This window comes from Agrobacterium sp. LMR679 (assembly GCF_027157905.1).
In the GTDB taxonomy this organism is placed as follows: Bacteria; Pseudomonadota; Alphaproteobacteria; order Rhizobiales; family Rhizobiaceae; genus Agrobacterium; species Agrobacterium leguminum.
On the sequence record NZ_JAPVOJ010000002.1, the window covers coordinates 2,124,089 to 2,149,225 of the forward strand.

23 protein-coding genes and 2 pseudogenes are annotated in these 25,137 nt (G+C 60.3%); 15 read left to right on the forward strand and 10 right to left on the reverse strand.

Features of this window, described 5'->3' with window-relative positions:
- Window positions 1-23: 23 nt before the first annotated feature.
- Complete coding sequence (locus O3W47_RS21035) at window positions 24-593, reverse strand: LabA-like NYN domain-containing protein (protein ID WP_003521125.1); 570 nt, start codon at window positions 591-593, stop codon at window positions 24-26.
- Between the two features lie 392 nt (window positions 594-985).
- On the opposite strand from O3W47_RS21035, the gene rpoZ reads away from it, so the two are divergent.
- From rpoZ to recO, 11 genes and pseudogenes are all read left to right on the forward strand, one after another.
- Entirely contained in the window at window positions 986-1,375 is a 390-nt protein-coding gene (rpoZ, locus tag O3W47_RS21040) for a DNA-directed RNA polymerase subunit omega (protein ID WP_003521126.1), read from the forward strand.
- Between the two features lie 132 nt (window positions 1,376-1,507).
- Window positions 1,508-3,742 (forward strand): RelA/SpoT family protein, encoded by a 2,235-nt coding sequence (locus O3W47_RS21045; protein WP_003521127.1) that lies wholly within the window; start codon window positions 1,508-1,510, stop codon window positions 3,740-3,742.
- 197 nt (window positions 3,743-3,939) lie between these two features.
- A complete protein-coding gene (locus O3W47_RS21050) occupies window positions 3,940-4,086 on the forward strand; it encodes a DUF3563 domain-containing protein (RefSeq protein ID WP_162180472.1) in 147 nt (48 codons plus the stop codon).
- A gap of 442 nt (window positions 4,087-4,528) precedes the next feature.
- Window positions 4,529-5,197, forward strand: a complete 669-nt coding sequence (locus O3W47_RS21055) for a DUF2062 domain-containing protein (protein WP_269314536.1) — start codon at window positions 4,529-4,531, stop codon at window positions 5,195-5,197.
- Window positions 5,198-5,213: 16 nt separating this feature from the next.
- A complete protein-coding gene (gene acpS / locus O3W47_RS21060; protein ID WP_003521129.1) occupies window positions 5,214-5,618 on the forward strand; it encodes a holo-ACP synthase in 405 nt (134 codons plus the stop codon).
- A 208-nt stretch (window positions 5,619-5,826) separates the two neighbouring features.
- A complete protein-coding gene (lepB, locus tag O3W47_RS21065) occupies window positions 5,827-6,573 on the forward strand; it encodes a signal peptidase I (protein WP_003496938.1) in 747 nt (248 codons plus the stop codon).
- Complete coding sequence (gene rnc / locus O3W47_RS21070) at window positions 6,570-7,289, forward strand: ribonuclease III (RefSeq protein WP_078054122.1); 720 nt, start codon at window positions 6,570-6,572, stop codon at window positions 7,287-7,289. Before lepB ends, rnc begins: the two co-directional genes overlap by 4 nt.
- Window positions 7,290-7,366: 77 nt before the next feature.
- Window positions 7,367-8,317, forward strand: a complete 951-nt coding sequence (gene era, locus O3W47_RS21075; protein ID WP_162936692.1) for a GTPase Era — start codon at window positions 7,367-7,369, stop codon at window positions 8,315-8,317.
- A gap of 343 nt (window positions 8,318-8,660) precedes the next feature.
- Window positions 8,661-9,412 (forward strand): annotated as a pseudogene (locus tag O3W47_RS21080) (Crp/Fnr family transcriptional regulator).
- A 138-nt stretch (window positions 9,413-9,550) separates the two neighbouring features.
- Window positions 9,551-9,928, forward strand: coding sequence for a response regulator (locus O3W47_RS21085; protein WP_080817320.1), 378 nt, complete (start codon window positions 9,551-9,553; stop codon window positions 9,926-9,928).
- A 69-nt stretch (window positions 9,929-9,997) separates the two neighbouring features.
- Complete coding sequence (recO, locus tag O3W47_RS21090) at window positions 9,998-10,777, forward strand: DNA repair protein RecO (protein ID WP_269314537.1); 780 nt, start codon at window positions 9,998-10,000, stop codon at window positions 10,775-10,777.
- Here recO and O3W47_RS21095 read toward each other — a convergent pair whose 3' ends face one another.
- Complete coding sequence (locus O3W47_RS21095; RefSeq protein WP_162934057.1) at window positions 10,778-11,992, reverse strand: MFS transporter; 1,215 nt, start codon at window positions 11,990-11,992, stop codon at window positions 10,778-10,780.
- A 182-nt stretch (window positions 11,993-12,174) separates the two neighbouring features.
- On the opposite strand from O3W47_RS21095, the gene O3W47_RS21100 reads away from it, so the two are divergent.
- Window positions 12,175-12,909 carry a class I SAM-dependent methyltransferase gene (locus O3W47_RS21100; protein WP_269314539.1) on the forward strand — a complete coding sequence of 245 codons (735 nt, stop codon included), beginning with the start codon at window positions 12,175-12,177 and terminating at the stop codon, window positions 12,907-12,909.
- A 120-nt stretch (window positions 12,910-13,029) separates the two neighbouring features.
- Here the strand turns inward: O3W47_RS21100 and O3W47_RS21105 are convergent, their stop codons facing one another.
- From O3W47_RS21105 to O3W47_RS21120, 4 genes are all read right to left on the reverse strand, one after another.
- On the reverse strand, window positions 13,030-13,872 hold the full coding sequence (locus O3W47_RS21105) for an MOSC domain-containing protein (protein ID WP_269314540.1): 843 nt from the start codon (window positions 13,870-13,872) through the stop codon (window positions 13,030-13,032).
- Between the two features lie 11 nt (window positions 13,873-13,883).
- Window positions 13,884-14,528 (reverse strand): HD domain-containing protein, encoded by a 645-nt coding sequence (locus O3W47_RS21110; RefSeq protein ID WP_269314541.1) that lies wholly within the window; start codon window positions 14,526-14,528, stop codon window positions 13,884-13,886.
- The gene (locus O3W47_RS21115; protein ID WP_269314542.1) at window positions 14,525-17,296 is read right to left on the reverse strand and encodes a DUF2339 domain-containing protein; all 2,772 of its coding nucleotides are present in this window, start codon (window positions 17,294-17,296) and stop codon (window positions 14,525-14,527) included. Before O3W47_RS21115 ends, O3W47_RS21110 begins: the two co-directional genes overlap by 4 nt.
- Before the next feature lie 195 nt (window positions 17,297-17,491).
- The gene (locus tag O3W47_RS21120; RefSeq protein ID WP_269314543.1) at window positions 17,492-19,051 is read right to left on the reverse strand and encodes a VOC family protein; all 1,560 of its coding nucleotides are present in this window, start codon (window positions 19,049-19,051) and stop codon (window positions 17,492-17,494) included.
- Between the two features lie 290 nt (window positions 19,052-19,341).
- On the opposite strand from O3W47_RS21120, the pseudogene O3W47_RS21125 reads away from it, so the two are divergent.
- From O3W47_RS21125 to O3W47_RS21135, 3 genes and pseudogenes are all read left to right on the forward strand, one after another.
- Window positions 19,342-20,384: pseudogene (locus tag O3W47_RS21125) on the forward strand (ABC transporter substrate-binding protein).
- A gap of 208 nt (window positions 20,385-20,592) precedes the next feature.
- Window positions 20,593-21,381, forward strand: coding sequence for an ABC transporter ATP-binding protein (locus tag O3W47_RS21130; RefSeq protein ID WP_162936689.1), 789 nt, complete (start codon window positions 20,593-20,595; stop codon window positions 21,379-21,381).
- Window positions 21,378-22,196 (forward strand): ABC transporter permease, encoded by an 819-nt coding sequence (locus O3W47_RS21135; protein WP_003520664.1) that lies wholly within the window; start codon window positions 21,378-21,380, stop codon window positions 22,194-22,196. The genes O3W47_RS21130 and O3W47_RS21135 overlap by 4 nt, the downstream gene beginning before the upstream one ends.
- A 52-nt stretch (window positions 22,197-22,248) precedes the next feature.
- Here O3W47_RS21135 and O3W47_RS21140 read toward each other — a convergent pair whose 3' ends face one another.
- The 4 genes from O3W47_RS21140 to O3W47_RS21155 form a co-directional block, all read right to left on the reverse strand.
- Window positions 22,249-22,935: a metal-binding protein ZinT gene (locus O3W47_RS21140; RefSeq protein ID WP_127757634.1), complete on the reverse strand. Its 687-nt coding sequence runs from the start codon at window positions 22,933-22,935 to the stop codon at window positions 22,249-22,251.
- Window positions 22,936-23,101: 166 nt separating this feature from the next.
- Window positions 23,102-23,923 carry a mechanosensitive ion channel family protein gene (locus O3W47_RS21145; RefSeq protein ID WP_078054114.1) on the reverse strand — a complete coding sequence of 274 codons (822 nt, stop codon included), beginning with the start codon at window positions 23,921-23,923 and terminating at the stop codon, window positions 23,102-23,104.
- Window positions 23,924-23,998: 75 nt separating this feature from the next.
- Window positions 23,999-24,517 (reverse strand): tyrosine phosphatase family protein, encoded by a 519-nt coding sequence (locus O3W47_RS21150; RefSeq protein WP_269314544.1) that lies wholly within the window; start codon window positions 24,515-24,517, stop codon window positions 23,999-24,001.
- On the reverse strand, window positions 24,514-25,137 hold the full coding sequence (locus O3W47_RS21155; RefSeq protein WP_162690384.1) for a YfbR-like 5'-deoxynucleotidase: 624 nt from the start codon (window positions 25,135-25,137) through the stop codon (window positions 24,514-24,516). Before O3W47_RS21155 ends, O3W47_RS21150 begins: the two co-directional genes overlap by 4 nt.

Below are 25,137 nucleotides of genomic sequence, written 5' to 3' on the forward strand. Positions count from 1 at the left end.
TATCGGCCATGCGAAAGCCGGGATCAGATCGTTTCCGGGCTTTCGGCGTGCCGGGCAGGGCGCTCGTTCGGGTCGCGCCCTATCTCGGCCTTCAGCGTCATCAGATCGATGAAGTGATCGGCCTGGCGACGCAGGTCATCGGCGATCATGGCGGGCTGCGTGGCCATGGTGGAAACCACGGAAACCTTGCGGCCCTTGCGCTGCAGCGCGTCCACCAGCGTGGTGAAATCGCCATCGCCGGAGAAGAGCACCAGATGATCGACCGTCTCGGACTGTTCCATGGCATCGACTGCCAGTTCGATATCCATGTTGCCCTTGATCTTGCGGCGGCCGAGAGCGTCGGTGAATTCCTTCGCCGGCTTCGTCACGACCTTGTAGCCGTTATAATCCAGCCAGTCGATCAGCGGGCGGATCGAGGAATATTCCTGATCTTCGATGAGCGCGGTGTAATAATAGGCGCGCAGCAGATATCCACGCTTTTGAAACGCCTTCAGGAGCTTGCGGTAGTCGATATCGAATCCCAGGCTTTTCGATGCTGCATAAAGATTGGCTCCGTCTATGAAGAGCGCAATTTTCTCCCGTGGATCGAACATTCCATCCCATTCCTTTTTTTGGAAAGGCCATTATCTGGCTTTTATATCCGGTCGATAACGCAAAAAAACATGTCGTATCAACGAGCTTTGCGTATCGCCGTTGCGTTTTAAGTAAGCTACCTTCCCCCTTATTCCAAGACAATTCTTCTAGACATTTTGTTCATCAGACGCCAAAGGTGGGCAATAAGGTGCCAAAAGACGCCAAAGACAGGAAAAACTTGAATTCCGCGGCCAATGGCTGTATCGGAAGCTGGAAAGCATCGTCGCGAGAAATCTTGAATGTTTTTCGCAAGGCACGAAGCGCAGATTCAATAGGTTAGAGCAACCCTTGTGCACCCCGAACATCGCACGGCGCTCTGATCCACGACATTACGACCCGCAAAGGACAGGCAATGGCCCGCGTCACAGTTGAAGATTGCATTGATAAAGTAGACAACCGTTTCGAGCTGGTGCTTCTCGCCAGCCACCGTGCGCGCCAGATTTCTCAAGGCTCCTCCATCACGGTTGACCGCGACAACGACAAGAACCCGGTTGTGGCGCTGCGCGAAATCGCCGACGAGACGCTGTCGCCTGACGACCTGAAGGAAGACCTGATCCATTCGCTGCAGAAGCATGTGGAAGTGGACGAGCCCGAGCCCGATCCGGTCACGCTCGCCGCTGCCGCTGCCGACAGCGAGGAAGACGACCAGCCGGAAACCGTTACTTTCGACCAGATGTCGGAAGAAGAACTGCTGGCCGGCATCGAAGGCCTTGTGCCGCCGGAAAAAAATGACGACTATTGATAGGATTTTATGATGCCTTTGGCAGGCGGCGGTTACCGTCTGTCAATAGTTGCCGTCATAATCTGATCCCTATTGATGCAGCATTGTGCGCCGACCCTCAGGTTGGCGCGCTTTCTTTTTGTGGAATATCGCATGATGCGGCAATACGAACTCGTCGAGCGGGTTCAAAAATATAAACCGGATGCGAATGAGGCCCTGCTGAACAAGGCCTATGTTTACGCCATGCAGAAACACGGCCAGCAGAAGCGGGCCAATGGCGACCCCTATATTTCGCATCCGCTCGAAGTTGCCGCGATCCTCACCGAAATGCATCTCGACGAATCGACCATCGCGGTGGCGTTGCTGCACGATACGATCGAGGACACCACGGCCACCCGCGCCGAAATCGACGAGCTCTTCGGTGAAGACATCGGCCGGCTGGTGGAAGGGCTGACCAAGCTTAAGAAACTCGATCTCGTCACCCGCAAGGCCAAGCAGGCCGAAAACCTGCGCAAGCTGCTGCTTGCCATTTCCGATGACGTGCGTGTTCTCCTGGTCAAGCTCGCCGACCGCCTGCACAATATGCGCACCATGGAATATATGCCGGCCGACAAGCGCAGCCGCATTTCCGAGGAGACGATGGAAATCTATGCGCCGCTCGCCGGCCGCATGGGCATGCAGGATATGCGCGACGAGCTGGAGGACTTGTCCTTCCGCTATCTCAACCCGGAAGCCTACGAGACGGTGACCAACCGCCTTCAGGAGCTGGAAACGCGCAATGAAGGGCTGATCAAGAAGATCGAGGACGAGTTGCGCGAGCTTCTCGTGGCGAACGGCCTCATCGGGGCCAACGTCAAAGGGCGTCAGAAGAAGCCCTATTCGGTGTTCCGCAAGATGCAGTCGAAGTCGCTCTCCTTCGAGCAGCTTTCCGATGTTTACGGTTTCCGCATTCTGGTGGACGACATTCCCTCCTGCTACCGGGCGCTGGGCATCGTGCACACCCGCTGGCGCGTGGTGCCGGGCCGCTTCAAGGATTACATCTCCACCCCGAAGCAGAACGATTATCGCTCCATCCACACCACCATCGTCGGCCCGTCGCGCCAGCGTATCGAGCTGCAGATCCGCACCAAGCGCATGCATGAGATCGCTGAATTCGGCATCGCCGCCCATGCGCTTTACAAGGATGGTGAAAACGGGGAGGGCGATCTGCTCTCGCCGGAATCGAATGCCTATTCCTGGCTGCGCCACACCATCGAATCGCTGGCCGAAGGCGACAGCCCGGAAGAATTCCTCGAGCACACCAAGCTCGAACTCTTCCAGGATCAGGTGTTCTGCTTCACGCCCAAGGGCAAGCTGATTGCGCTTCCGCGCGGCGCGACGCCCATCGATTTCGCCTATGCGGTGCACACCAATATCGGTGACACCACGGTTGGCGCGAAGATCAACGGCCGGATCATGCCGCTCGTCACCCGTCTCAACAATGGCGACGAGGTGGAGATCATCCGCTCCGGCGTGCAGGTGCCGCCTGCCGCATGGGAAGAGGTAGTGGTGACGGGCAAAGCCCGTTCGGCCATTCGCCGCGCCACCCGCATGGCCATTCGCAAGCAATATTCCGGCCTCGGTTACCGTATTCTCGAGCGCACCTTCGAGCGCGCCGGCAAGGCCTTCTCGAGGGAAGCCCTGAAGCCCGTGCTGCATCGCCTGGCGCAGAAGGATGTCGAAGACGCCATCGCCGCCGTCGGTCGCGGTGAGGTCTCTTCGCTCGATGTACTGCGGGCGGTCTATCCGGACTATCAGGATGAGCGCGTCACGGTGAAGATGACCGGCGACGATGGCTGGTTCAACATGCGCAGCGCCTCCGGCATGGTCTTCAAGATCCCCGGCAAGTCGCGTTCGGTGCTTGAGGACGATGGCGCGGCCGAAATGCTGGATGGACCGGACCCGCTGCCCATCCGTGGCCTTTCCGGCAATGTCGACGTGCATTTCGGTGCCGCCGGCGCCGTTCCGGGTGACCGCATCGTCGGCATCATGGAAAAAGGCAAGGGCATCACCATCTATCCCATTCAGGCGCCGGCGCTGCAACGCTTCGACGACGAGCCGGAGCGCTGGATCGATGTCCGCTGGGATCTCGATGAGGCCAACAAGTCTCGCTTCATGGCGCGGGTGATGATCAATGCGCTGAACGAGCCGGGCACGCTCGCCTCGGTGGCGCAGTCGATTGCAACGCTGGACGTCAATATTCGCGGCCTCAACATGGTCCGCATCGGCACGGATTTCTCCGAGCTGGCGCTGGATGTCGAAGTCTGGGATCTCAGGCAGCTGAACCAGCTTCTGTCGCAGCTCAAGGATCTCGATTGCGTCTCGACCGTGACGCGTGCCTTCGATTGAGGCATTTTTGATCCTTTGCAAATACTAAAAGGCCGCTGTTATGCGTTTTGTGCATGGCAGCGGCCTTTTCCTGTCTCTGGTGGTGGAGGCGGTTTGCGACTATTTTCTTCTCAGAAATTGAAGAGAAGGAAACGCGGCGTGCCGGTGGATGAACACCGATGAGAAACGCCAGTTCCAAACCGAAAGGACCGAAAATCATGTTTACTCCGCTTCGCAAGATCGCCCGTGCCGTTCGTGGCAAGACCACCCAGGAACGCGAATTCGAATATCTCAGCGCTTCCGTATCGAATGTCGACCTGGAATTCCGCCAGCGCGAAATCGACCGCGGCCTGTTCCGCCGGTAATGCACACAGCGCATGGCAGCCCGTCGCCATGCGTATGAGATTCGGAGGGTGCGCGGCCGTTGTTGGCGCGCTCGCCCCTGTATCCTGCAAAACTATGTGAATGCGCGCTTCAAGCGGTTGTCCCAAACTGGTTGACCAATACGCCGCAAAAAATCCCGGTTCAGTCCCCTGTCGCAATAGACGACACTAAACTGGGACTGATATCGAAGGCTCGCTATTCACTGTATTCGTGACATCCCGCGTCCGTCATGCCGGACTTGATCCGGCATCCAGGCAGCCCAAGTCCTTGGGCTGGAAAGAGTCTTCTCGCCGCGCAGACGCACGTCGGCTGGATTCCGGCTCAAGGCCGGAATGACGGAAGCGGAGAATACACCTGCAAAAGAAATCCCTGCGTCATCTATGATGCTCTTGGCGTGGCCGGGGGATGAAATAGACTACCCCCATGCCGTTTCGCCGCCGTGAACCCGTTGGTTTTTCAGAGAAGATTCGCGACCTCTTCTGGCCGCGCACGGGTTTTTCCCGTTCGTTGCGCTATATGAAGCTGCGCCTTCTGCGGCTTTCCGCCTCTCCGCATTCGGTTGCCGCCGGTGTCGCTCTCGGTGTCGGCGTGGCGTGGACGCCGTTTCTCGGCGTACATATCATCATCGCCATGGCGCTCGGTTTTCTCATGCGCGTCAATCTCGTGGCGGCGGCGCTCGGCACCACCTTCGCCAATCCGCTGACATTTCCCTTCATCTGGGCTTCCACCTGGGAGCTGGGGCACTTCATCCTCGGCCGGCAGAAGACGGAAAGCGCTGCGCATGTGGATTTCGTGGCGCTGTTCAGCCATCTCGAGTTCCGGCAGATATGGACGCCGGTGCTGGAACCCATGACCATCGGCGCGCTGCTTCCTGCCGTTATCAGCGCGGTCATCGCCTATATCGCCGTTTATGGTCTCATCAGCGGTTTCCAGCGCCGCAAGATGGAAAATCTCGCGCACCGCGCCGCCAACAAGAATGCTTCTCTAGAGCGGGATGGCGAAAAGTGTGAGCGGTTTTCGCCTGAAATCCCGCTCCAACTATGTAACGAGATCAAAACGATTTCAGGTCTATGCGACCTGAAATCGTTTTGATCGAGGAGATGCTGAAATGATCATTGGATTGGGTAGCGACCTGATCGACATCCGCCGCGTTGAAAAATCGATCGAACGTTTCGGCGAGCGCTTCACCCATCGCTGTTTCACCGATATCGAGCGCGCCAAATCCGATGGCCGCAAGAACCGCGCGGCCTCCTATGCCAAGCGTTTCGCCGCTAAGGAAGCCTGTTCCAAGGCGCTGGGGACCGGCCTTGCGAACGGCGTTTTCTGGAAGGATATGGGCGTCGTCAATCTGCCGGGCGGCAAGCCCACCATGGTGTTGACCAATGGGGCAGGGGAAAGGCTGGCGGCGCTGCTGCCCGCCGGCCACCGCGCCAATATTCACCTGACGATCACGGACGATTTTCCTTACGCTCAGGCATTCGTGATTATCGAGGCGCTTCCCGTGAACGGGTAAGACCCGGTGAAGCCGCATTGGCGTCCTATTTACGGACGTGTCACAGAAGCGCTTCCCTTCGGGCTGGAAAGGTTCTAGAGAAGTCGCAGAAATATGAAAGCGTTGCCGGCTGCGTGAAACCGCTTCACCCGCCGCAGGCGCGACAAACAACGGCCCGGAAGCCTTCGTGAAGCCGAAGAAGCCGGGAAACAATCAGGCAGGTCTTTAAGTGTCGGAAAAAGCTGAAAAGAAGCAGAACGCCCTCTGGGAGAACGTCAAGGTCATCATTCAGGCGCTGCTGCTGGCCATGGTCATCCGCACCGTGCTGTTTCAGCCCTTCACGATCCCGTCCGGCTCGATGATGCCGACGCTTCTGGTTGGCGACTATCTTTTCGTCAACAAGTTCTCCTACGGCTATTCGAAATATTCGCTGCCTTTCTCGCCGAACCTGTTTTCGGGCCGTATTCTGGAATTCAGCAAGCCCAAGCGCGGCGATGTCGTGGTCTTCCGCCTGCCGCCCAATCCTGAAGTGGATTACATCAAGCGTCTCGTCGGCCTGCCGGGCGACCGTATCCAGGTGACGAACGGCGTGCTGTTCATCAACGGCCAGCCGGTGCCGAAGCAGCCCGATGGCACCTTCACCTCCGATTACCGCGCCGATCCGGGCGCCAATGTGCCGGTCTTCCGTGAGACGCTGGATAACGGCGTCACCTATGACACGCTCGACCAGTCGCCCGACTCGCGCGGCGACAACACCCGCGAATTCGTGGTGCCGGAAGGCCACTATTTCATGATGGGCGACAATCGCGACAATTCGCTCGACAGCCGTTTCGATGTCGGTTTCGTGCCGGAAGAAAACCTGATCGGCCGCGCCAGCGTCATCTTCTTCTCGCTCGGCAATGACACGCCGTTCAGCCGCATTTGGGAATGGCCGGCCAACATGCGTTGGGACCGCCTCTTCAAGGTTGTGGAATGAGCAAGACCAAGCCGCTTTCGGCGGACGAGATTTCGCGTCTGGAAGCGTTGATCGGATATGAATTCAAGGAAAAGGCCCGGCTGGACCGGGCCTTGACCCATGCCAGCGCGCGCTCCGCCGCCGCCGGCAATTACGAACGGCTGGAATTTTTAGGGGACCGTGTTCTCGGCCTCTGTGTCGCCGAATTGCTGTTCTCCACCTTCCGCAATGCCACCGAAGGCGAGCTTTCGGTTCGTCTGAACCAGCTCGTCAGCGCCGAATCCTGCGCCGCGATCGGCGACGAGATGGGCCTGCATAATTTCATCCGCACCGGCTCGGATGTGAAGAAGCTGACCGGCAAGGCGATGCTGAACGTGCGCGCCGATGTCGTCGAAAGCCTGATCGCCACCATCTATCTGGATGGCGGGCTGGAGGCCTCGCGCAAATTCATTCTGAAATATTGGCAGGGCCGCGCAACCAGCGTGGATGCCGGGCGACGCGACGCCAAGACCGAGTTGCAGGAATGGGCGCATGCCAGATTTGCGGTGACGCCCTCTTACCGGGTTGACGATCGCTCCGGACCGGATCACGATCCCCGCTTTACGGTGACTGTCGAAATTCCCGGCGTAAAGCCGGAAACCGGCGTCGAGCGCTCCAAGCGCGCGGCCGAACAGGTGGCGGCAACAAGATTGCTGGAACGCGAAGGCGTCTGGCAGAAGACCTCCACCCGGAACTGAGCGCCCGGCGAACCGGGTGCTGAACATCGAGCGCATGGCGGACCCTTTGGCCGCATGTTGAATACCTCTGACCTTGAATGGATATCATGACCGATCACGAAAACCCCGCCATGACTGGCGAAGATGCAGCCCTTCCGACCCGCTCCGGCTTTGTGGCCCTCATCGGCCCCACAAATGCCGGCAAGTCGACGCTGGTGAACCGGCTGGTGGGCGCCAAGGTTTCGATCGTCAGCCACAAGGTGCAGACGACGCGCGCCGTGATGCGCGGCATCGCCATTCACGACAACGCCCAGATCGTTTTCATGGACACGCCCGGCATCTTCAAGCCGCGCCGCCGGCTGGACCGCGCCATGGTCACCTCCGCCTGGGGCGGCGCGAAGGATGCCGATCTCATCCTGCTGCTGATCGACAGCGAACGCGGCCTGAAAGGCGATGCGGAGACCATCCTCGAAGGTCTGAAGGATGTCCCGCAGAAGAAAATCCTCTGCCTCAACAAGATCGACCAGGTGAAGCGCGAAGACCTGCTGAAGCTTGCCGCCGCCGCCAATGAGACGGTCGCCTTCGACCGCACCTTCATGATCTCGGCGACCAACGGTTCGGGTTGCGAGGACCTGATGAACTATCTGGCCGCCGAACTGCCGGAAGGCCCGTGGTATTATCCGGAAGACCAGATTTCCGATCTGCCGATGCGCCAGCTCGCCGCCGAAATCACCCGCGAAAAACTGTTCCTGCGCCTGCACCAGGAGCTTCCCTACGCCTCGCATGTCGAGACCGAAAAGTGGGAAGAACGCAAGGACGGCTCCGTGCGCATCGAGCAGGTGATCTATGTCGAGCGCGACAGCCAGAAGAAGATCGCGCTCGGCAAGAACGGCGATGCGATCAAGGCCATCTCCACCGCCTCGCGCAAGGAGCTGTCGGAAATCCTCGAACAGCCGGTGCATCTCTTCCTGTTCGTCAAGGTGCGCGAGAACTGGGGCGACGACCCCGAGCGCTTCCGTGAAATGGGACTGGAGTTCCCGCGGGGGTAACGCGCAGGCGCGATATGCGCGGCGCGAAACCACACCCGCTTCCGTCATCCGGCCTTGAGCCGGAATCCAGCCAGCCCAAGTCCTTGGGCTGAAAAGAGGGTCTCTCGCCGCGCCGACGCGCGTCGACTGGATTCCGGCTCAAGGCCGGAATGACGGGCGGGAAATGTCGCGAACCAACGCGAACGTCGAGATTGCCCAAGCCCTTCGCTTTTGTGTGTTCGAGGCGGGGCGCGACGCAATCCTGGAACGAACTGAATATCTTCACCCACCATCGGGAACCGAATAGGTCCGGGCGGGTTGTTCCAAAACAATTGGGCGCAACCTTTTTCGATGACGGATATTCATGTCGCCAAAAAAACCGAACGGAATTTCCACCACCCCGTGCCAGCAATGTCCCCTGCGCGACCTGCCGCATTTCCGGGATTTTTCCTCTTCCGAGCTGGATTTCGTCTCGCGTTTCAAAACCGGGGAACTTGCGGTGGAAAGCGGCTCCGTCATCCTGATGGAAGGCTCGCACAGCGCCCATCTTTACACCGTTTTGCAGGGCTGGGCTTTCCGCTACAAGACGCTCGAGGACGGCCGGCGGCAAATCCTCAACTATGTCATGCCCGGCGATCTCGTCGGTCTTCAGGGCACGGTGATGGGGGAAATGCAGCATTCGGTGGAGGCGCTGTCGCCGGTAACGCTGTGCGTTTTCGAGCGCTCCCGCCTCAACAACCTCTTCACGGATCATCCGACGCTTGCCTATGACCTGACGTGGATCGCGGCGAGCGAGGAACGCATGCTCGACAGCCACCTCCTCAGCATCGGGCGGCGCACGGCGCTGGAGCGCGCTGCCTATCTGATAGTTTTCCTCTACAGCAAGGCAAAGGCGGTCAACCTCATAAGGGGGAAACGCCGATCCCGGTCACCCAGCAGCATGTGGCCGACACACTCGGCCTTTCCATCGTTCACACCAACAAGACCTTGAGAAAGCTGGTCGATCGCGGTCTCATCCGCTGGACGGACAAGGGCTGTCTGGTGCTGGACGATGCCGGCTTGAGCAACCTGGCGGGTTGGGAAAGCGATGAAAAGCGGCAAAGACCCTTCATCTGATCTTCCTTTGACATGTCTTTTTTAAATGACGGTGGAGCCGTAATTTGCGACTCCTGTCGTGATATCTCACGGGAGAATCGTGTCGGAGACCGCAGCTTCGAGCCGTGCGGTCCTATTTTTTTAGGAAGAAGAAAACATATGGTGCCACAACGGGTTATCATCGTTGAGGATGAATATCTGGTGGCGCTCGATGTCGAAGCGGTTCTCCAGTCCATGGGGGTGGAATCCGTTGCCATCGCCACCACGCTTGCGCAGGCGAGGCAGGCCGTCGAAGAGGGCGGCGCCGATTGCGTGCTTCTCGATGTCAGCCTGACCGATGGCAAGAGTTACGATTTCGCGCGCGGGCTGCGCGATGCGGGCATTCCCTTCGGTTTCGTCAGCGGTTATGGCGACACGACGGGTTTTCCGGATGATCTCATGCACGCGCCATTGCTCGGCAAGCCCTTCGGGGAAAACGAAATTGTCGATTTCGTTCTCAACCTCGTCGGCGTGGTCGACGATGCCGTAAAAGAATAACGTTTTGCCGCCAGATCGGGTATGATCGGTCCTGAATCGAAATCCTGAATCGAAATTCGGACGCGTTTCATGCAGTGGCAGGAAGAGGCAATCATTCTCGGCGTCAAACGCCATGGCGAGACGAGTGTCATCGCCGAGGTGATGACTCCTTCGCGTGGCCGCCATCTGGGGCTGGTGCGTTCCGGCCGTTCCCGCAGCATGCAGCCGGTGCTACAGGCAGGCAACCGGGTTGATGTGATCTGGCGGGCGCGCCTTCACGATCATCTGGGTGAATTCCGCATCGAGCCGCTGCAATTGCGCGCTGCGCAGCTGATGGAAACGGCGACCGCCGTTTACGGCGTGCAGGCCATGGGCGCCTTGCTCAGGCTTCTGCCGGAGCGCGATCCGCACCCGCATCTTTATCAGGCGCTGGATATCATTCTCGACAATCTGCATGACCCCGTCGATGCCGGGGAATTGTTCGTGCGCTTCGAACTGGCGGTGCTGAACGAACTCGGTTTCGGGCTCGATCTTAGCGAATGCGCGGCGACGGGGCTGCGCACCGACCTCATCTATGTATCGCCGAAAACGGGCAGGGCGGTTTGCCGCACGGCAGGTGCGCCCTATGCGGAGCGGATGCTGTCGCTTCCGGCCTTCTTAAGCGAAGGCCAGTCGAAGGCCGCCGATCCTGACAGCCTTGCGGCTGCTTTCCGCCTCACCGCCCATTTCCTCAACCGGCATGTCTACGATCCGCGTGGGCTCAACGAAAACGCCGCCCGCGACGGTTTCGTGCAGGCGGCGCTGAAGGCGCTGGAAGGCCGGGTGATCGAGGGTAGGGCGATGCCGCCCGCCCTCGATAAGGCTGTCTGACTAGGCCATTGCAGGCCGCGGAGCCGGCCGTTCCTGAATGGGCCAATGCACGATGGCCGCGAAAATCCCCATGCCGACGCCCAGCCACCAGACGAGATCATAGGAGCCCAGCCTGTCGTAAAGGAAGCCGCCGAGCCAGACGCCGAGGAACGAGCCGATCTGGTGCGACAGGAACACGACGCCGCCGAGCATGCCGAGATGGCGCGTGCCGAACATGATCGCCACCAGCGCATTAGTCGGCGGCACGGTGGAAAGCCAGAGAATGCCCATCACGGCGGCGAAGATGATGACCGAAAGCGGCGATTGCGGCAGAAGCAGGAAAGCGGTGACAGCAACCGAACGGGCGAGATAGATATAGGCCAGCAGATAGGGTTTCGAATAACGCTGGGCGATGACGCCGGCGGCAAGCGAGCCGATGATGTTGAAGAAGCCGATCAGCGCCATGGCGATGACGGCGTAGCGCGGTTCGATGCCGATATCGCCGAGATAGGCCGGGAAATGCGCGGTGATGAAGGCCACCTGAAAACCGCAGACGAAAAAGCCCGTGGTCAAAAGCAGGTAGCTTTTATGGCCGAGCGCCTCCTTCAGCGCTTCGCCCGCCGTCTGCTGGAACTGCGCCTGCGACTGGCTGCCGGAAGAGGAATTGCCGCGCATCGGAAAGGCGAGCAGCGGCACGAGCATCATCATCGCGGCAAGCCAGACGAGGCTGTCCGACCAGCCATAGGTGGAAATCAGGCCCTGGCTGATCGGCGCGAACAGGAACATGCCGGCCGAACCCGCCGCGGTGCCGATGCCGAAGGCGAGCGAGCGCTGCTGTGGCGTGACATGGCGCGCAAAGGCCGAAAGGATGACGCTGAAGGAGCCGGCGGCAATGCCGAGCCCGACGAGAACGCCGCCGCCGAAATGCAGCCAGAAGGGCGAGGTGCCGAAGGACATGCAGATGAGGCCGGCGGCATAAAGCAGGCCGGAAAGCACGAGCACGCGGCCCGTGCCGTATTTATCGGCAATGGCGCCGAAGAAGGGCTGGCCGAGTCCCCAGAAGAGGTTCTGCAGGGCCATGGCGAGACCGAAGGTGGAGCGGTCCCAGCCGGTATCGGCGAGCATCGGCAGCTGGAAAAAGCCCATGGCCGAACGGGGCCCGAAGGTCATGACCGCGATCAGCGAGCCGGCGGCGATAATCAGCCAGGGCATGGTCTGGCGTGTGGCTTGCGACATGAATATTCCCCCATCGCGGCGCCTCGTCCCAAAAAAAATAGGGACATGGCTTGCCGCGGATTCCGCTACGATGGGATGAATATTATCTTTTGTCAGCCGGTCCCACTAGCGACTTTTCTTGACGGCCACTATTCATGGGATTGATGGAACGCCCTCGCATGCCGGCCACCGGAGAGATGACGATGAAACAGAATATCTACGACGATCCCGGGTTTTTCGAGCGTTACAGCGCCATGCCGCGCTCCGTGGAAGGTCTGCGTCAGGCCGGCGAGTGGCATGAATTGCGCGCTATGTTGCCGGATCTGAAAGGCACGGATTTTCTCGATCTCGGCTGTGGTTTCGGCTGGCATTGTCGTTATGCCGCAGAGCAGGAGGCGGCCCATATCGTTGGCGTCGATCTGTCGGAGAATATGCTGCACCGCGCCGCCGAGATAAATGGCGGGCCCGGCATCGAATACCGTCGCGCCGCTATCGAAGACATCGATTTTCCGCAGGAAAGTTTCGATGTGGTGCTGAGTTCTCTCGCCCTGCATTACGTCCGCGATCTCGACATGGCATTCGAAAAGATTTTCGCCGTGCTGAAATCCGGCGGCGATTTCATCTTTTCCATCGAACATCCCGTTTTCACGGCGCTGGAAAAACAGGACTGGTTTTATGGCGAGGATGGTGAAATCCTGCACTGGCCGCTCGATAATTATCAAAGCGAGGGCGTGCGCCATTCCAACTGGATGGCGGACGATGTGGTCAAATATCACCGCACGGTGTCAGGCATTCTCAACGGTCTCCTGGCCGCCGGATTCGTTTTGAAGCGGCTGGCGGAACCGAGGCCGGATCCCGCTTTGATGGCCGAGCGGCCGGAACTCAGGCACGAAGATCGCCGCCCGATTTTTCTGATCGTCGGGGCGCGCAAGCCGTGAGGCGATGAACCCTCTGTCTACTCATTCCTGTGACGAGGACAGGAATGAGGGAGAGAGGGTGCGCCAGCCTATGAAACTTTTCGCCGTGGGCTGTGGGTTCGGTTTGACCGAACCAGTCGCTTACCGCCGCTTGATCGCCCAGCCTTCCGGCCTTTCCTCGATCACCTTCGCCACATCGCCAACCGACAGCCTGCCTTCGCCACGCGGCGTCACGTTCCAGCCGAACAGCGGGCCGGGCACGCGACGGTCTCCGGACATGCGGATACGGCCCATGGCTTTCATGGGGGAGGGCACATCGCGGGAGCCGGTCGTCTGGTCCTGTGTGGTCATGATGCAGCGGGCGCAGGGTTTGACGAGATCGAAGCGAATGCCGCCGATCTCGATGGCCGCCCAGCGGTCCTCGGCCCATGGCTCGTCCGTATCAAGCACGATATTGGGCCGGAAGCGTTCCATGCCGACCGCGTCCTCACCATTGGCGCGCATATTGTCGTTCAGCGCGGCAAGCGAGGCGGTGGTGGTGACGAGGATCTGGTAACCGTCCGCAAAGGTGACGGGCGTTTCGTTGCCGGTCCATTCGAGGCTTGCAATGCGTTTCGAGGCGTCGTCGAAGAACACCAGCTTCACCTCGCGCCCCAGCCATGCCGAGAGCGTGTCGTTGGTCTCGCCATCGGCGATATTGGCGCTGACGATCGATTTCCACACCGCCACATCCATGCGCTCTCCGGAAGGTCTTGCGAGAACCTCGCCGCCCTTTTCCCGAGAAAGCGCCATGCCGCCATCCTCATGCCGGGCCAGAACCGTGGCAATGGCCGGCAATTCGCGCTGGGTGATGAAATGGCCGGTGGGATCGATGAGCATGGCGCGACGGTCGCCCGGCAGGCCTTCCGCCGAAACAGTGCTTTCGGAGAGGGGAATGCCGCGCGCGCTTTTCAGCGGATAGATGTTGAGTTCGGTCACACGCATCTCGGGTCTCCTCAAATCTCGTCGAGAAACAGGTCCAGCACCTGTTTCAGCCGCTCATGGCGGGCCTTGGCCATCTGCCGGCCCGTCTCGGTGCGAAAGCCGTCGGCCAGCTTGAACAGCTTGGTTTCGAAATGGTCGATGGCAAAGGCGCGGTCGTCAAGCGGCCGCTCCTTCGCCAGCGGGTCGACCGGGTCGTAGAGAGCCGAGCCCATTCGTCCGGCAATATAAAAGCAGCGCGCCGCCCCCACCATACCGATGGCGTCCAGCCGGTCGGCGTCCTGAAGGATTTTTGCCTCCAGTGTCTGCGGCTCTATATTGGCTGAAAAGCTATGGGTGGTGATGGCATGGGCGGCGGCGTCGATATCCTGCCGTTGCCAGCCGAGCGCCTCGAGAATGCCTGAGGCTTTTTCCGCCGCGAGCCGTGAGGCCTGCGCGCGGAGCGGCGAGTTCTTCTCCACCGCCACGCAATCATGCAACAGCACGCTGGCGGCCAGCACGGTGCCATCGCCGCCTTCGCCCGCATGGATGCGCATGGCGTTGCGGAAGACGCGGTGAATATGGGCAAGATCATGCGAGCCGTCGCCCGCATCGGCGGCGTGCGGTATCAAATCCTGCGCAAGCGCCGCATAGGGCGCGAAAGCCTCGGCCGCGATCATGCCTGCGGCTTCCGGGTGAGAATTTTCTGGTAGAACAGGCCGATGCCGATCAGCACCGCGCCGAGCCCGATGAAGGACAGGGCTCTCAGCACGCCTTCAAGGTTGCTCATGTCGATCAGGAAGGCCTTGGCGACGGAGATCAGCACGAAGGCGGCCGATGCCAGACGCAGGCTGCGGGCATTAAAGCGCGAGCCGAGCACCAGCAGCAACACGCCGATCAGCAGCCAGACCACCGAATAGCTATAGGTCTCTCCCTGCAGGAAGCCCTTCCAGTCGGCGATGTTCTCGCCCTGCCAGAAGCGGCGCACGGAAAGCGTCGCCCAGGCAAAACCGAGTGCCGCACCTGCCACCGCCAGCATGCTGACATAGGGCGGCGGACGTTTTCCGCGCGCATAATAGGCAAGGCCGCCATAGGCGAGCGCCGGCAACAGGTAACCGATCAGGAGCAGGTTGAGGAATGGGATGCTGCCGGTATTTTCGCCGGTGAAATAGGGGTTGAGCGTGAAGAAATGCATCGTCAGCACGTTGATGACGGCGATCACGCCGGCAATCATCGAGCCATAGCGGAAGACGGGGCTGGGGCTCTTCAGATCAAGTGTCATCAGCACGCCCGAGAAGCCGATAGTCAGCAGCGTATAGATCGACTGTTCGCCAAGTGTCGGCACGCTGTCATCCAGCGTGCCGCCATTCATCGCGTGGCGGATGAGGATGGCGACGGCGAGAAGCCCCATGACGCTGGCAATCGCCTGCAGGAAGTTCTTCGCCCTGACCCCCGGCCAGTCGCGCAGCAGCCAGGCCGAGGCGACGGCCAGCAGTGCGGGAATGCCGTAACCCGGCAGAAGCGCATTGAAGACCGGCGTGAGCCCAAGATTTTGCGGCCCGACAATGGTGGGTTCCCAGGCGATGCGGCCGAGAACGGCAACGCTTGCCACGGCCATCACCCAGGGCAGCACATCCCAGTTGCGGTAACGGCTTGCCAGCACATAGATGAAACCGATGACCGAAAGCAGAACAGTTGTCACCAGCCCTTCCGTCAGCGTGTGCAGGCTGAGCGCGAAGGCGGCGAAGGAGCCGAGGACTAGAATATTCAGCGGCTTGCGATAGGCCTCGTCGTTCTGTCGGTGCAGCCACTCGGCGCCTGCAAGCAATACCAGTCCGAGGCCGACGCCATAGGCGGCGTGCAGCCAGTCGCGGCCGAGATTGCCGAAAAGGACAAAGCTCGTCGTGCCGATCCAGACCGGGAACAGTGCGATGAGGAACGCCCACAACTTCGCGAAGCTTTGGTCTGCCGGACCTTTTCTTTTGATGAAAGAAAATCCGCACAGCACCAGAATGGCGCCAAATGAAAGGCTCGCGGCGACGTTCGGGCTCGTGCCGATACTCACGGGTGGCAAAGTAACCACGGCGCTTCCATCGAGTAACGGATCGAAGCCGAAAAACCGTTGCCCGAGAAGCGAGATGCCGGTCTGTGCCGTCAGGGCCGCGAAAATTGCCGGCCAGACGGCAAAATGGCGGCTCGCACCGAGTGCAGCGAGCGCGGCAAGGAGTGCTATCATCGCGAATGCGGGATGGATACTCACCCCACCGCTGGAAAGTAGGATGGCGACTGCCGGTAGTGCAGCGGCAAGCGATACGGTGAGACTGATCGCCAGGGACGGCCTCGCAAAAAGGTGTATCAGCCGCATCGCGGTCGTTTCGGCTTTTGCCTCTTCCAGCGCGTAGATTTCGCGGTTGGTTTTATCAAACGTATCTCCCGGCCAAAGCCAGATCGTCCCGGCAATCATGAGGAGCAGGGAAAGAACGACAGGCTCGACATTCACCGTTTCGGAAAAGCCGATATATCCCAGCGCCCAGAGGCCGAGGCCGGCATTGGCCAGCGACGGAACCACGGTCCAGCCCTGCCTGCGCGCCGCGGCCGCTGTTGCCAGCCAGGAGATGGTGAGGAACAGGAAGAGCGCCCAGATATTCGGCGTTTCGGTGGAAATCAGCGCCGGCGTCAGCATCGAACCGAGAAGGCCGAGACCGGCCAGCGCCTGCCCGTGCAGCAGCGAAAGCCCGATGGTGGCGAAGGCGACGAGCCCGAGCAGGCTGAAAGCCGTGCCGGGGCCGATATAGTCGTAAATGCCATAGGCCGCATAAACCACGCCGAACAGCGTCAAGGCGCCGGCCGCCGTCAGCACGCCCGGTATCATGGCGTTGGAATAGGTGGCGGCGATGCCCGGCACCGCCTTGCGGCGGACAGCCTCTCCGGCAAGCCCGAGGGCGAGGCCGAAAATGGCGGCGAGAGACAGCCTGACCGCCGGGCTGAGCAGCCCCGATTCGATCGAATATTTGACGAGGAAAATACCGCCAAGCGCCAACGCCAGCCCACCGGCCCAAACGGCCCAGCGCGCGCCGAGCAGGCTTTCGAAGCTTTCCTTCGTTGCCGGTGATTCGACAGTCGTTGCGACAGGTGCGGGCTGTGCTTCTTCGCGCGCGACCTCTTCCGTGGCTGCGGCTTCTTCTGGCTCGGATGCGTATTCAGCTTGGAAGGCTGTTGCTCCCGGCGCGGTTTCGCTTTCCGTTTCCGCTGCGAAGTCTGGTTTTTCCGTGGATTCCGCGCTTTCCGCCTGCGCCGCCACAGGAGACGTCACGCCCGCAGCCATCAGCCGCTTGAGACTGAGAACTTCCCGTTCCAGCGACTTGATTCGACTTGAATTGCGGATGCTCGCGACCAGCGTGTAGATGAAGGCCGCGACGAGGGCGAGGATAAACAGCGGGATTTCCAAACGGACTCTCCAATTACGAAGCTGTTTTTAAAGCCCTTTTGGTGAATTTATGCAAGGCCCGGTTGATGACGGATGCGGCTGGCGAGGGAGTAAGCCGCTTGTTTCTTCTCCCCGCCGTCCGCGGCAGCTGGATGAGGGGGCAAGCTCTCAGTTTATCGCTGCGTCGCCCCTCGGCTCATGCGTATCGCTCGAAAATCAGGAAGCAGCCGCCAGCCAGTGCCGTGCCGTTTCGATATCGGCAAGCCCGAGCTCATGCCCGTCCTCGACCGTTTCCATTTCGGCTCTTGCACCGCTCGCCGCCAGCCGGCCCTGCAATTTGTGCGCCTTGTCGAGATATTTGTCCCGTTCTCCCGCCACAAGCAGGAAATTGCGGCCGGAAAGATCGGTCTGCGGCCATGTTTCCAGAACCGGCATCGGGCGATAGAGCAGGGCGTCTCCGGCAAGTTCGGGATAAAGCGCGGCAAAGGCCGCGTAGAAATTTGCGCCATTGGAATGGCCGATAAACCGCAGTTTCGAACGGTCGAGACCATAGGACCGTATCGCTCCCTCCACGAAGTCGGCGAAGGCTTCCGCTTCCGAGGCGATATCCTTCTGGTCGAAGCTGAAATCGGGATAACGGCGGAACCAGCGGGCGATGTCTTCCTCCGTGCTGCGGCCGCGCACGCCGAGAAGGGTGGCGCGCGGCGCTGCCCGGTGCGCCAGCGGCATCAGGCTGGTTTCGCTGCCACCGGAACCGTGCAGCAGGATGATGGTGCTGCCATCCGGCTCCTCGGGCGTGTAGAAACGGTGCACGAAAGGCAGATCGCGATAGACGATGCGCTCTTCGCCCGGCATTGCAAATTGCGGCAGGGCGACACGCACATCCGCCTCATCCTTCATGAAGAGCGGCGGGATGAACAGTTTTTCCCCGAGCGATTCCAGCGGTTCGTCCACCGTCATGCCCGGCCCGTCGGTCGCCATTTCGATCAGCACGCCGCCCGGTTCGCGGACATAGAGCGAGTGGAAATATTTACGGTCATGCGCATTGGTGGTGCTGGAATTCAGCGATTTCAGCCCGGTATGAACCGCGTTCAGCTCATCCATGTCCTTCGCCCGGAAGGCGATATGATCGACGGTGCCGGTGCCCGGCGCACTGGACCAGAAGCCGGTGGCGTCGCGCACATCGATAATGTCGCCGCTTTCGGAAACGAGCCGGCGGATTGCGCCCGCCTGGCTTTCCTGCCGGTAACCGAAATGTTTCTCCAGAAACGCCACGGTTTCTTCCGGCACTTCGCTCAGCACCGTCGCGCCATAGATTCGGCGAATGGCGTCCTCCGCGGAAATATCGTCCGTCACATGCGGCGTGGCATCGGCAAAGGCATGGGTGCCGACCAGCTTGACGATCAGGCCGTCGGGATCCTTCAGCCGGATGACCGGAGCGCCGAACTCATCGGAGGGGCCTTCCGCCCGGATGCCGAATTTCAGCGCCCGCGTCAGCCAGAAGCCGATGGCGGCGGGATCGATGGCCACGGAAATCTCCAGCGTCTGGCCATAACCGACACGGCCCTGGCCGCCATCTTCCCAGACGAGAAAGGTGAGAAGCGAGCCGGGCGAGGCGATATCGTCGCCATAAAGCAGGTGCAGCTGCATGGCGTCTTCGAAGCCGGCCGTGCGCTTGGCCAGCCTCAGGCCCAGAAAGCCGGCGTAAAAATCCACATTCGCCTGCACCTTCCGGGTAATCATGGTGATGTGGTGTATGCCCAGTGCAGAATTCATCTTGCCGTCCCGCTGTTTCGCCTGCTGTTCGTGGCCCTATTTGTCGCACGCTGCCCCTGATCCGCAACCCCGGCAAATGAGAACGCTGTGTTCTCTGCGTGAACGATCCCGCTTTCGCTTCGTTGCATGCGCGATGGGCAAAATGCCGGCTTTTTGCCTGCCCTGTGCGCGTTTGTGCATATAAAATAAGCATACAAAATAACGGCTATTTTGTATGCAATTTTATCTTGCCTTGAGGGCTGGAATTGGGTCTTATGCAACCAATCCAACAAAACCATCAGGGGGAATAGATGATTTTAACGCGCAGGTTGTTGACCAGGGCTCTGGCCATTGCCGCCATCGGTGTAACCGCTGGTTTTTCGCTGCCGGTCGCCGAGGGGCGGGCCGAAACGCCGGTGAAATTCACGCTCGACTGGAAGTTCGAAGGCCCCGCCGCCGGTTTCCTGCTGGCGCTCGACAAGGGTTACTTCAAGGCTGAAGGCCTCGATGTCACCATCGATAGCGGCAACGGCTCGGTGGAAGCCATTCCGCGCGTGGCGACCGGCGCCTATCAGATGGGTTTCGGCGACATCAACTCGGTGATGAAGTTCCTCGACGAAGATCCGAGCCAGAAGATCAAGGCCGTTTATATGGTCTATGAGCGTCCGACCTTTGCCGTGGTGGGCCGCAAGTCGCTCGGTGTCACCGGCGATCCGAAGTCGCTGGAAGGCAAGAAGCTCGGCGCGCCGCCGCCGGATGGCGCTTTTGCGCAATGGCCTGCCTTCAAGCAGGTGGCGGGTCTCGATGACAGCAAGATCAAGATCGAATCGATCGGTTTTCCGGTGCGTGAACCCATGCTCGCCAAGGGCGATGTCGACGCCGTTTTCGGCTTTGCCTTTTCGGTGATCCTCAACCTCAAGAAACAGGGCATTGCCGATGACGATATCTCGACCATCCTGATGGCCGAACACGGCTTGAATCTCTATGGCAATGCGGTGCTGGTAAACACTGATTTCGCAGAGAAAAACCCGGATGCCGTGAAGGGCTTCCTGAAGGCGCTGGCCAAGGGCTTCGCCGATTCCGTCAAGAACCCCGAAGAGGGTGTGGCGGCCGTGCTCAAGCGTAACGAGACGCTCGACAGCGCCATCGAGCTTGAACGTCTCAACATGGCCAATAGCATGAATATCAGGACGCCCTATGTGGTGGAAAACGGCATGGGCGGCGTCGATCCGGCCCGGCTCGCGGCCTCGCTGGAGACGCTCAAGGTGTCCATGGGCCTGAAGGGCAACGTCAAGGCGGAGCAGGTGTTCGACGCGACTTATCTGCCGCCAAGGAAGAACGCATGCTTCCGTAATGGACGAAGTGAGCGGGTGCGGCATGCTCCTTCTCCCCGCCGGGGAGAAGTCCGCGGCAGCGGGATGAGGGGGCAAGCTCTCGGTCTATCGCTGGCGCTGCCCCCTCATCCGACCCTTCGGGCCACCTTCTCCCCGGCGGGGAGAAGAAACAAGCCGCAACGCTGCAGGGTTCAACCGCCCGATCAGCAACTTAAAACGGGAACAGCAATGTCACATCTCGTGGAAATAGACAGCGTCGACATGCGCTATGGCGGCTCCGCCGGCACGCTGGCCGTCTCCGGTTTGAACCTGACGGTCGACAAGGGTGAATTCGCGGCCGTGGTCGGCCCGTCCGGCTGCGGCAAGTCGACCCTGATGAAGCTGGTAACGGGACTGCATATTCCGCAGAAGGGCAATGTCATCGTTGCCGGGCGGCAGGTCACGGAGCCGGTCTCCATCGTTGGTATGGCGTTTCAGAACCCGACGATGCTGCCCTGGCGCACCACGCTTGAGAACATCCTGCTGCCGCTGGAGATCGTCGAGAAACATCGTCGACGCCTGCGCGCCCACAAGGCGGAATATGTCGCGAAAGCCGAGCGTCTCCTGGAAATCGTCGGCCTGAAGGGTTTTGGTTCGAAGTATCCGTGGCAGCTTTCCGGCGGCATGCAGCAGCGCGCCAATCTTTGCCGGGCCTTGATCCACGAACCGGAACTGCTGATGCTGGACGAGCCTTTCGGCGCGCTCGATGCCTTCACCCGCGAGGAATTATGGTGCGTCATCCGCGACCTGCACGCCGCGCAGCGCGTCACCATCATCCTCGTGACCCATGATCTGCGTGAGGCGACATTTCTGGCCGACAAGATTTTCGTGATGAGCGCAAGGCCGGGCCGGGTGCTGGCGGAACACCGCGTGCCGTTTGCCCGCCCGCGCCAGCTCGATATCATGTATGACAAGGGTTTCAACGACATGGTGCAGGCACTGCATGGCGAGATCGCGCAGGCGAGGGTGGCGGCATGAGCGCGATCATGGAAGGCACCGTTGCGGCCGAGCCGCGCAAGCCGCTGATTGCCCGCGTCAACTGGGTGAAAGCCGCCCCCTGGCTTTATACGCTGGCGCTTTTCGTGTTGTGGGAACTGCTGGTCTACGCGCTGAAAATGCCGCCCACCATTCTGCCGTCACCGGTGAGGGTCGGACAGGCCATCGTGCAATATTGGTCGCCGATCTGGAAGAATTCGCTGCAGACGCTTTATACCACGACGCTGGGTTTCGCCATTGCGGTGGCCGCCGGCCTCGCTATCGGCCTTTTCATCGGCTGGTCCAAAACCATCTATGCCGGGCTTTATCCGCTGATGATCGGCTTCAACGCCATCCCGAAAGTGGCGCTGGTGCCGATCCTCGTCATCTGGTTCGGCATCGGCACGGTCCCTGCTGTGTTGACCGCCTTCCTGATCTCTTTCTTCCCCATCGTCGTCAATGTCGCGACCGGGCTTGCCACCATAGAGCCGGAAACGGAAGATGTGCTGCGGGCGCTTGGCGCAAAGAAGATGGACATCATGCTGAAGGTCGGCATTCCGCGCTCCATGCCCTATTTCTTCGGCTCGCTGAAAATCGCCATCACGCTCGCCTTTGTCGGCTCGGTCGTGTCGGAAACCGTCGCCTCCAATTACGGCCTCGGCAACATGATGAGTTCGGCGCAGAGCCAGTTCAACGTGCCGCTCGTCTTTGCCGGCCTCTTGATGCTCGCGGTGGAAGGCATCGTCATGTATGCGATCATGGCCTGGCTTGAAAAGCGCATGACCGGCTGGGCGCATCGCTCCACCATGGGGCAGTAAGGAATGCAGCACGGGCATGAAGAATATGCCCGTGCTGGAATGTCGTGCGAAGTTAATGCGCCGCCATTTCTTCCACGATATCGCCGCCGTCCATCAGGAACGGGTAATAGGTCGGCCAATTGGTCACTTCGTCCAGCAATGCCTTGCGGTCGTTGCCCCAGTAGAGATGGTAATGGCCCGCCTTGACCGGGGCGATGGAGTGATCGCTGAACTGGATGAATTGCGGTGCGGCCTCATCTCCGCCGGTTTTCTTGAAAATGTAGCGGACACCGCGATTGCCCTTCTTGTAGGTCAGGATTTCATGGCCATCGCTGACATAGGTGCCTTCAGCGGGCTTGCCGTCTTTATAAAACACCACGCTGTCGCTCTTGATGACGATGCGGTTCACATCGGTCTTGTAGCCGACTTCGTAATAGGCGCGGTATTCGGCGGCGGTCTTATCGCCATGGGCCGCCTTTTCGGCCATGACGGAATCGAGTGAGCCGTTCAGCAGGTAGGGATAGACCGACTGCCAGTCGCCTTCCCAGTCGGAAAGCGTGCGTGTCTTCACCTGCGCATCCTCGAAATAACCCTTGTAGATCTGCTTTTCAGCCTCGGTCATCTGGTGGCCGTGATCGTGCCCATGGTCGTGGCTGTGGGCTGCGGATTTGTCGCCACCGGCAGCCATTGCAGCGGTCGCCGCCAGCAGCATGGAACCAAGCGCGACTGCGCCGGTGACGCGGGTGAGTATCTTCTGCATTGTTTCGGCCCTCTCATATCGATAAAGATAGTTACGTAATAACATTACGTATCGACCTATAGAGGCCACATTCGCGGGATGCAAGTGTGCGCTCCAATGTGACGCAACGAAAAAGCGCGATGGCTGTTGCAGCCACCGCGCTTGAAAAAGGGGGAGACGTGAGGTCTCAGGCCGGCTGGGCGCTCACTTCCGCCTTGCGCTCGTCGAAGGCAAGTTTCATGGCTTTCGTCACATCGCGGGTCGTCGCGAAATAAGTGTCGCTGCGCACCCAGTAGCGCAATTTGACGGTGGCGCTGTCGGCGCTGACCGAATCGACGAAGGTGACGGGGGCGGGGTCCAGCAAAACCCGGCTCTCCGAGCGCACGACTTTCATCAGCATATCCTGTGCAGCCGCCAGGTCCTCGTCATTCTTGACTGTCAGGCTGAGTTCGTGACGGCGCGAGGGAAAGCGGCTGTAATTGGTGATCGGCACGTTCCAGAGCGTGGAGTTGGGCGCGAGACGGTAAAGTCCGTCGCTGGTCTTCAGCTCGGTCGCAAACAGCCCGATCTCGATCACCGTGCCGCTGACCGTGCTGGTCTCGATATATTCGCCGACGCGGAAGGGGCGCAGCACCAGAAGCATGATGCCGGCGGCAATATTCTGCAGCGTGCCCTGCAACGCAAGGCCGATGGCCAGACCGGCGGCGCCAAGGGCGGCCAGAATGGAGGCCGTCTGCACCCCGAACTGGCCAAGCACCATGACCAGCACCAGAATGAGAACCACATAGCGGATGGCGCCGGCGAAGAAACCGGCGAGTGTCGCATCGAAACCGCGAATGCGCGAGAGGCCCTGAAATGCCCAGCGTTGCAGGAAGGTGGCGGCCAGCCAGCCGATGATCAGCAGCAGAAGCGCACCGACTACCGAGAAGGAATATTGCACCGCAAGCGCGCTTGCCTGCTGCAACGCCGCCTGCGATGCGACGATGATATCCGTTGCCTGTTGTTCCATGAATCATCCCGTGATTTTCATTGCTCTTCAGGGTTGGTAACGACTGGACGCCGTGAGGGTTCCGTCAAAACGGCCTCAGCCGCCAAGCGGCAGCACGAAGGGCACGTTACCATCCGTATCCGCGCCCCTGCCGATTTTTTTGATCGCCGCCACCAACCGGCCATCGCGCCCGAGCAGACGGTCGCCGATGGCGATGATGCGGGCATTGGGCGTGGCATAGGGCGAGACGGCGCGCAGGCGCAGCGCAAGTTCCATCTCATCCTGATCCGGATAAAGGCTGAGCGCGGCGATGACGGCGGCGGCGGGTGAGCGGGAGACGCCCATCCAGCAATGGATGAGCAGCGGCGCGGACTGGTCCCATTGCCGGGCGAAATCGATCAGCTTCAGCACATGTGCATCGTCAGGCGCGATGAGATCGGCGTTGCCCTTGAATGCGATGTCGTTCATGGCAAGCGTCAGATGCCGGTCCGCGGCAATGACGGCGGGACGGTGAAAGGACTGCTCTTTGGCGATCAGCGTCACCATTTCGCGGGCCTTGTGTTTGACGGCCATCTCCGCGATCCGCGACAGCGGCGATACGACAATGGCCGTCATGTCGCGCTCCCCGTCTTGACCGCACGCAGCGCCTCGATGGCTTCGAAACGTTCGATGAACAGCTTTTGGGCTTCGGTTGAGGGCAGGGGCGTCATGTCGAACATGTCGCGGGTAATGCCGCGCGGCAGGCCGAAGAATTTCTGCGCCTCGGCGGTGGAAAAACCGGCAAGCTCCGTCGCCTCGAAAAAGGCGGCGACCGTATCGGCCTTCTTGATGCGGTCCTTCAAGTCTCGCGATGCATGCGGCGGCAGGCCGAAACGAAGATGCACGGCGGCTTCCAGCCGTTTTTCCACGGTCTTGTAACCACCGCCGACCACGGATTTGAACGGTGAGATCATGTCGCCGATGACATATTCCGGCGCATCGTGCAGAAGCGCCATCTGCATGTCATCAGGCGTCGCGCCTGTGCACATGCGGCAGAAGATGGTTTCGACGATGAGGCAATGCTGGGCGACGGAAAAGGCATGGTCGCCGCGCGTCTGGCCGTTCCAGCGGGCAACGCGGGCAAGGCCATGGGCGATATCGGCGATTTCCACATCGAGCGGCGAAGGATCGAGCAGATCGAGCCGCCGGCCGGACAGCATGCGCTGCCAGGCGCGCGGGCTTTTTGCAGGCGTCAC

Bases quoted from the DNA above. Each gene is read 5' to 3' on its own strand.
- O3W47_RS21035 (WP_003521125.1), bottom strand. From the start codon at position 593: ATGTTCGATCCACGGGAGAAAATTGCGCTCTTCATAGACGGAGCCAAT.
- O3W47_RS21105 (WP_269314540.1), bottom strand. From the start codon at position 13,872: ATGCGTGTGACCGAACTCAACATCTATCCGCTGAAAAGCGCGCGCGGC.
- O3W47_RS21120 (WP_269314543.1), bottom strand. From the start codon at position 19,051: ATGAATTCTGCACTGGGCATACACCACATCACCATGATTACCCGGAAG.
- O3W47_RS21085 (WP_080817320.1), top strand. From the start codon at position 9,551: ATGGTGCCACAACGGGTTATCATCGTTGAGGATGAATATCTGGTGGCG.
- O3W47_RS21140 (WP_127757634.1), bottom strand. From the start codon at position 22,935: ATGCAGAAGATACTCACCCGCGTCACCGGCGCAGTCGCGCTTGGTTCC.
- O3W47_RS21055 (WP_269314536.1), top strand. From the start codon at position 4,529: ATGCCGTTTCGCCGCCGTGAACCCGTTGGTTTTTCAGAGAAGATTCGC.
- rpoZ (WP_003521126.1), top strand. From the start codon at position 986: ATGGCCCGCGTCACAGTTGAAGATTGCATTGATAAAGTAGACAACCGT.
- O3W47_RS21095 (WP_162934057.1), bottom strand. From the start codon at position 11,992: ATGTCGCAAGCCACACGCCAGACCATGCCCTGGCTGATTATCGCCGCC.
- O3W47_RS21110 (WP_269314541.1), bottom strand. From the start codon at position 14,528: ATGATCGCGGCCGAGGCTTTCGCGCCCTATGCGGCGCTTGCGCAGGAT.
- O3W47_RS21130 (WP_162936689.1), top strand. From the start codon at position 20,593: ATGTCACATCTCGTGGAAATAGACAGCGTCGACATGCGCTATGGCGGC.
- O3W47_RS21045 (WP_003521127.1), top strand. From the start codon at position 1,508: ATGATGCGGCAATACGAACTCGTCGAGCGGGTTCAAAAATATAAACCG.
- rnc (WP_078054122.1), top strand. From the start codon at position 6,570: ATGAGCAAGACCAAGCCGCTTTCGGCGGACGAGATTTCGCGTCTGGAA.
- O3W47_RS21145 (WP_078054114.1), bottom strand. From the start codon at position 23,923: ATGGAACAACAGGCAACGGATATCATCGTCGCATCGCAGGCGGCGTTG.
- O3W47_RS21100 (WP_269314539.1), top strand. From the start codon at position 12,175: ATGAAACAGAATATCTACGACGATCCCGGGTTTTTCGAGCGTTACAGC.
- O3W47_RS21050 (WP_162180472.1), top strand. From the start codon at position 3,940: ATGTTTACTCCGCTTCGCAAGATCGCCCGTGCCGTTCGTGGCAAGACC.
- recO (WP_269314537.1), top strand. From the start codon at position 9,998: ATGCAGTGGCAGGAAGAGGCAATCATTCTCGGCGTCAAACGCCATGGC.
- acpS (WP_003521129.1), top strand. From the start codon at position 5,214: ATGATCATTGGATTGGGTAGCGACCTGATCGACATCCGCCGCGTTGAA.
- O3W47_RS21150 (WP_269314544.1), bottom strand. From the start codon at position 24,517: ATGACGGCCATTGTCGTATCGCCGCTGTCGCGGATCGCGGAGATGGCC.
- era (WP_162936692.1), top strand. From the start codon at position 7,367: ATGGATATCATGACCGATCACGAAAACCCCGCCATGACTGGCGAAGAT.
- O3W47_RS21135 (WP_003520664.1), top strand. From the start codon at position 21,378: ATGAGCGCGATCATGGAAGGCACCGTTGCGGCCGAGCCGCGCAAGCCG.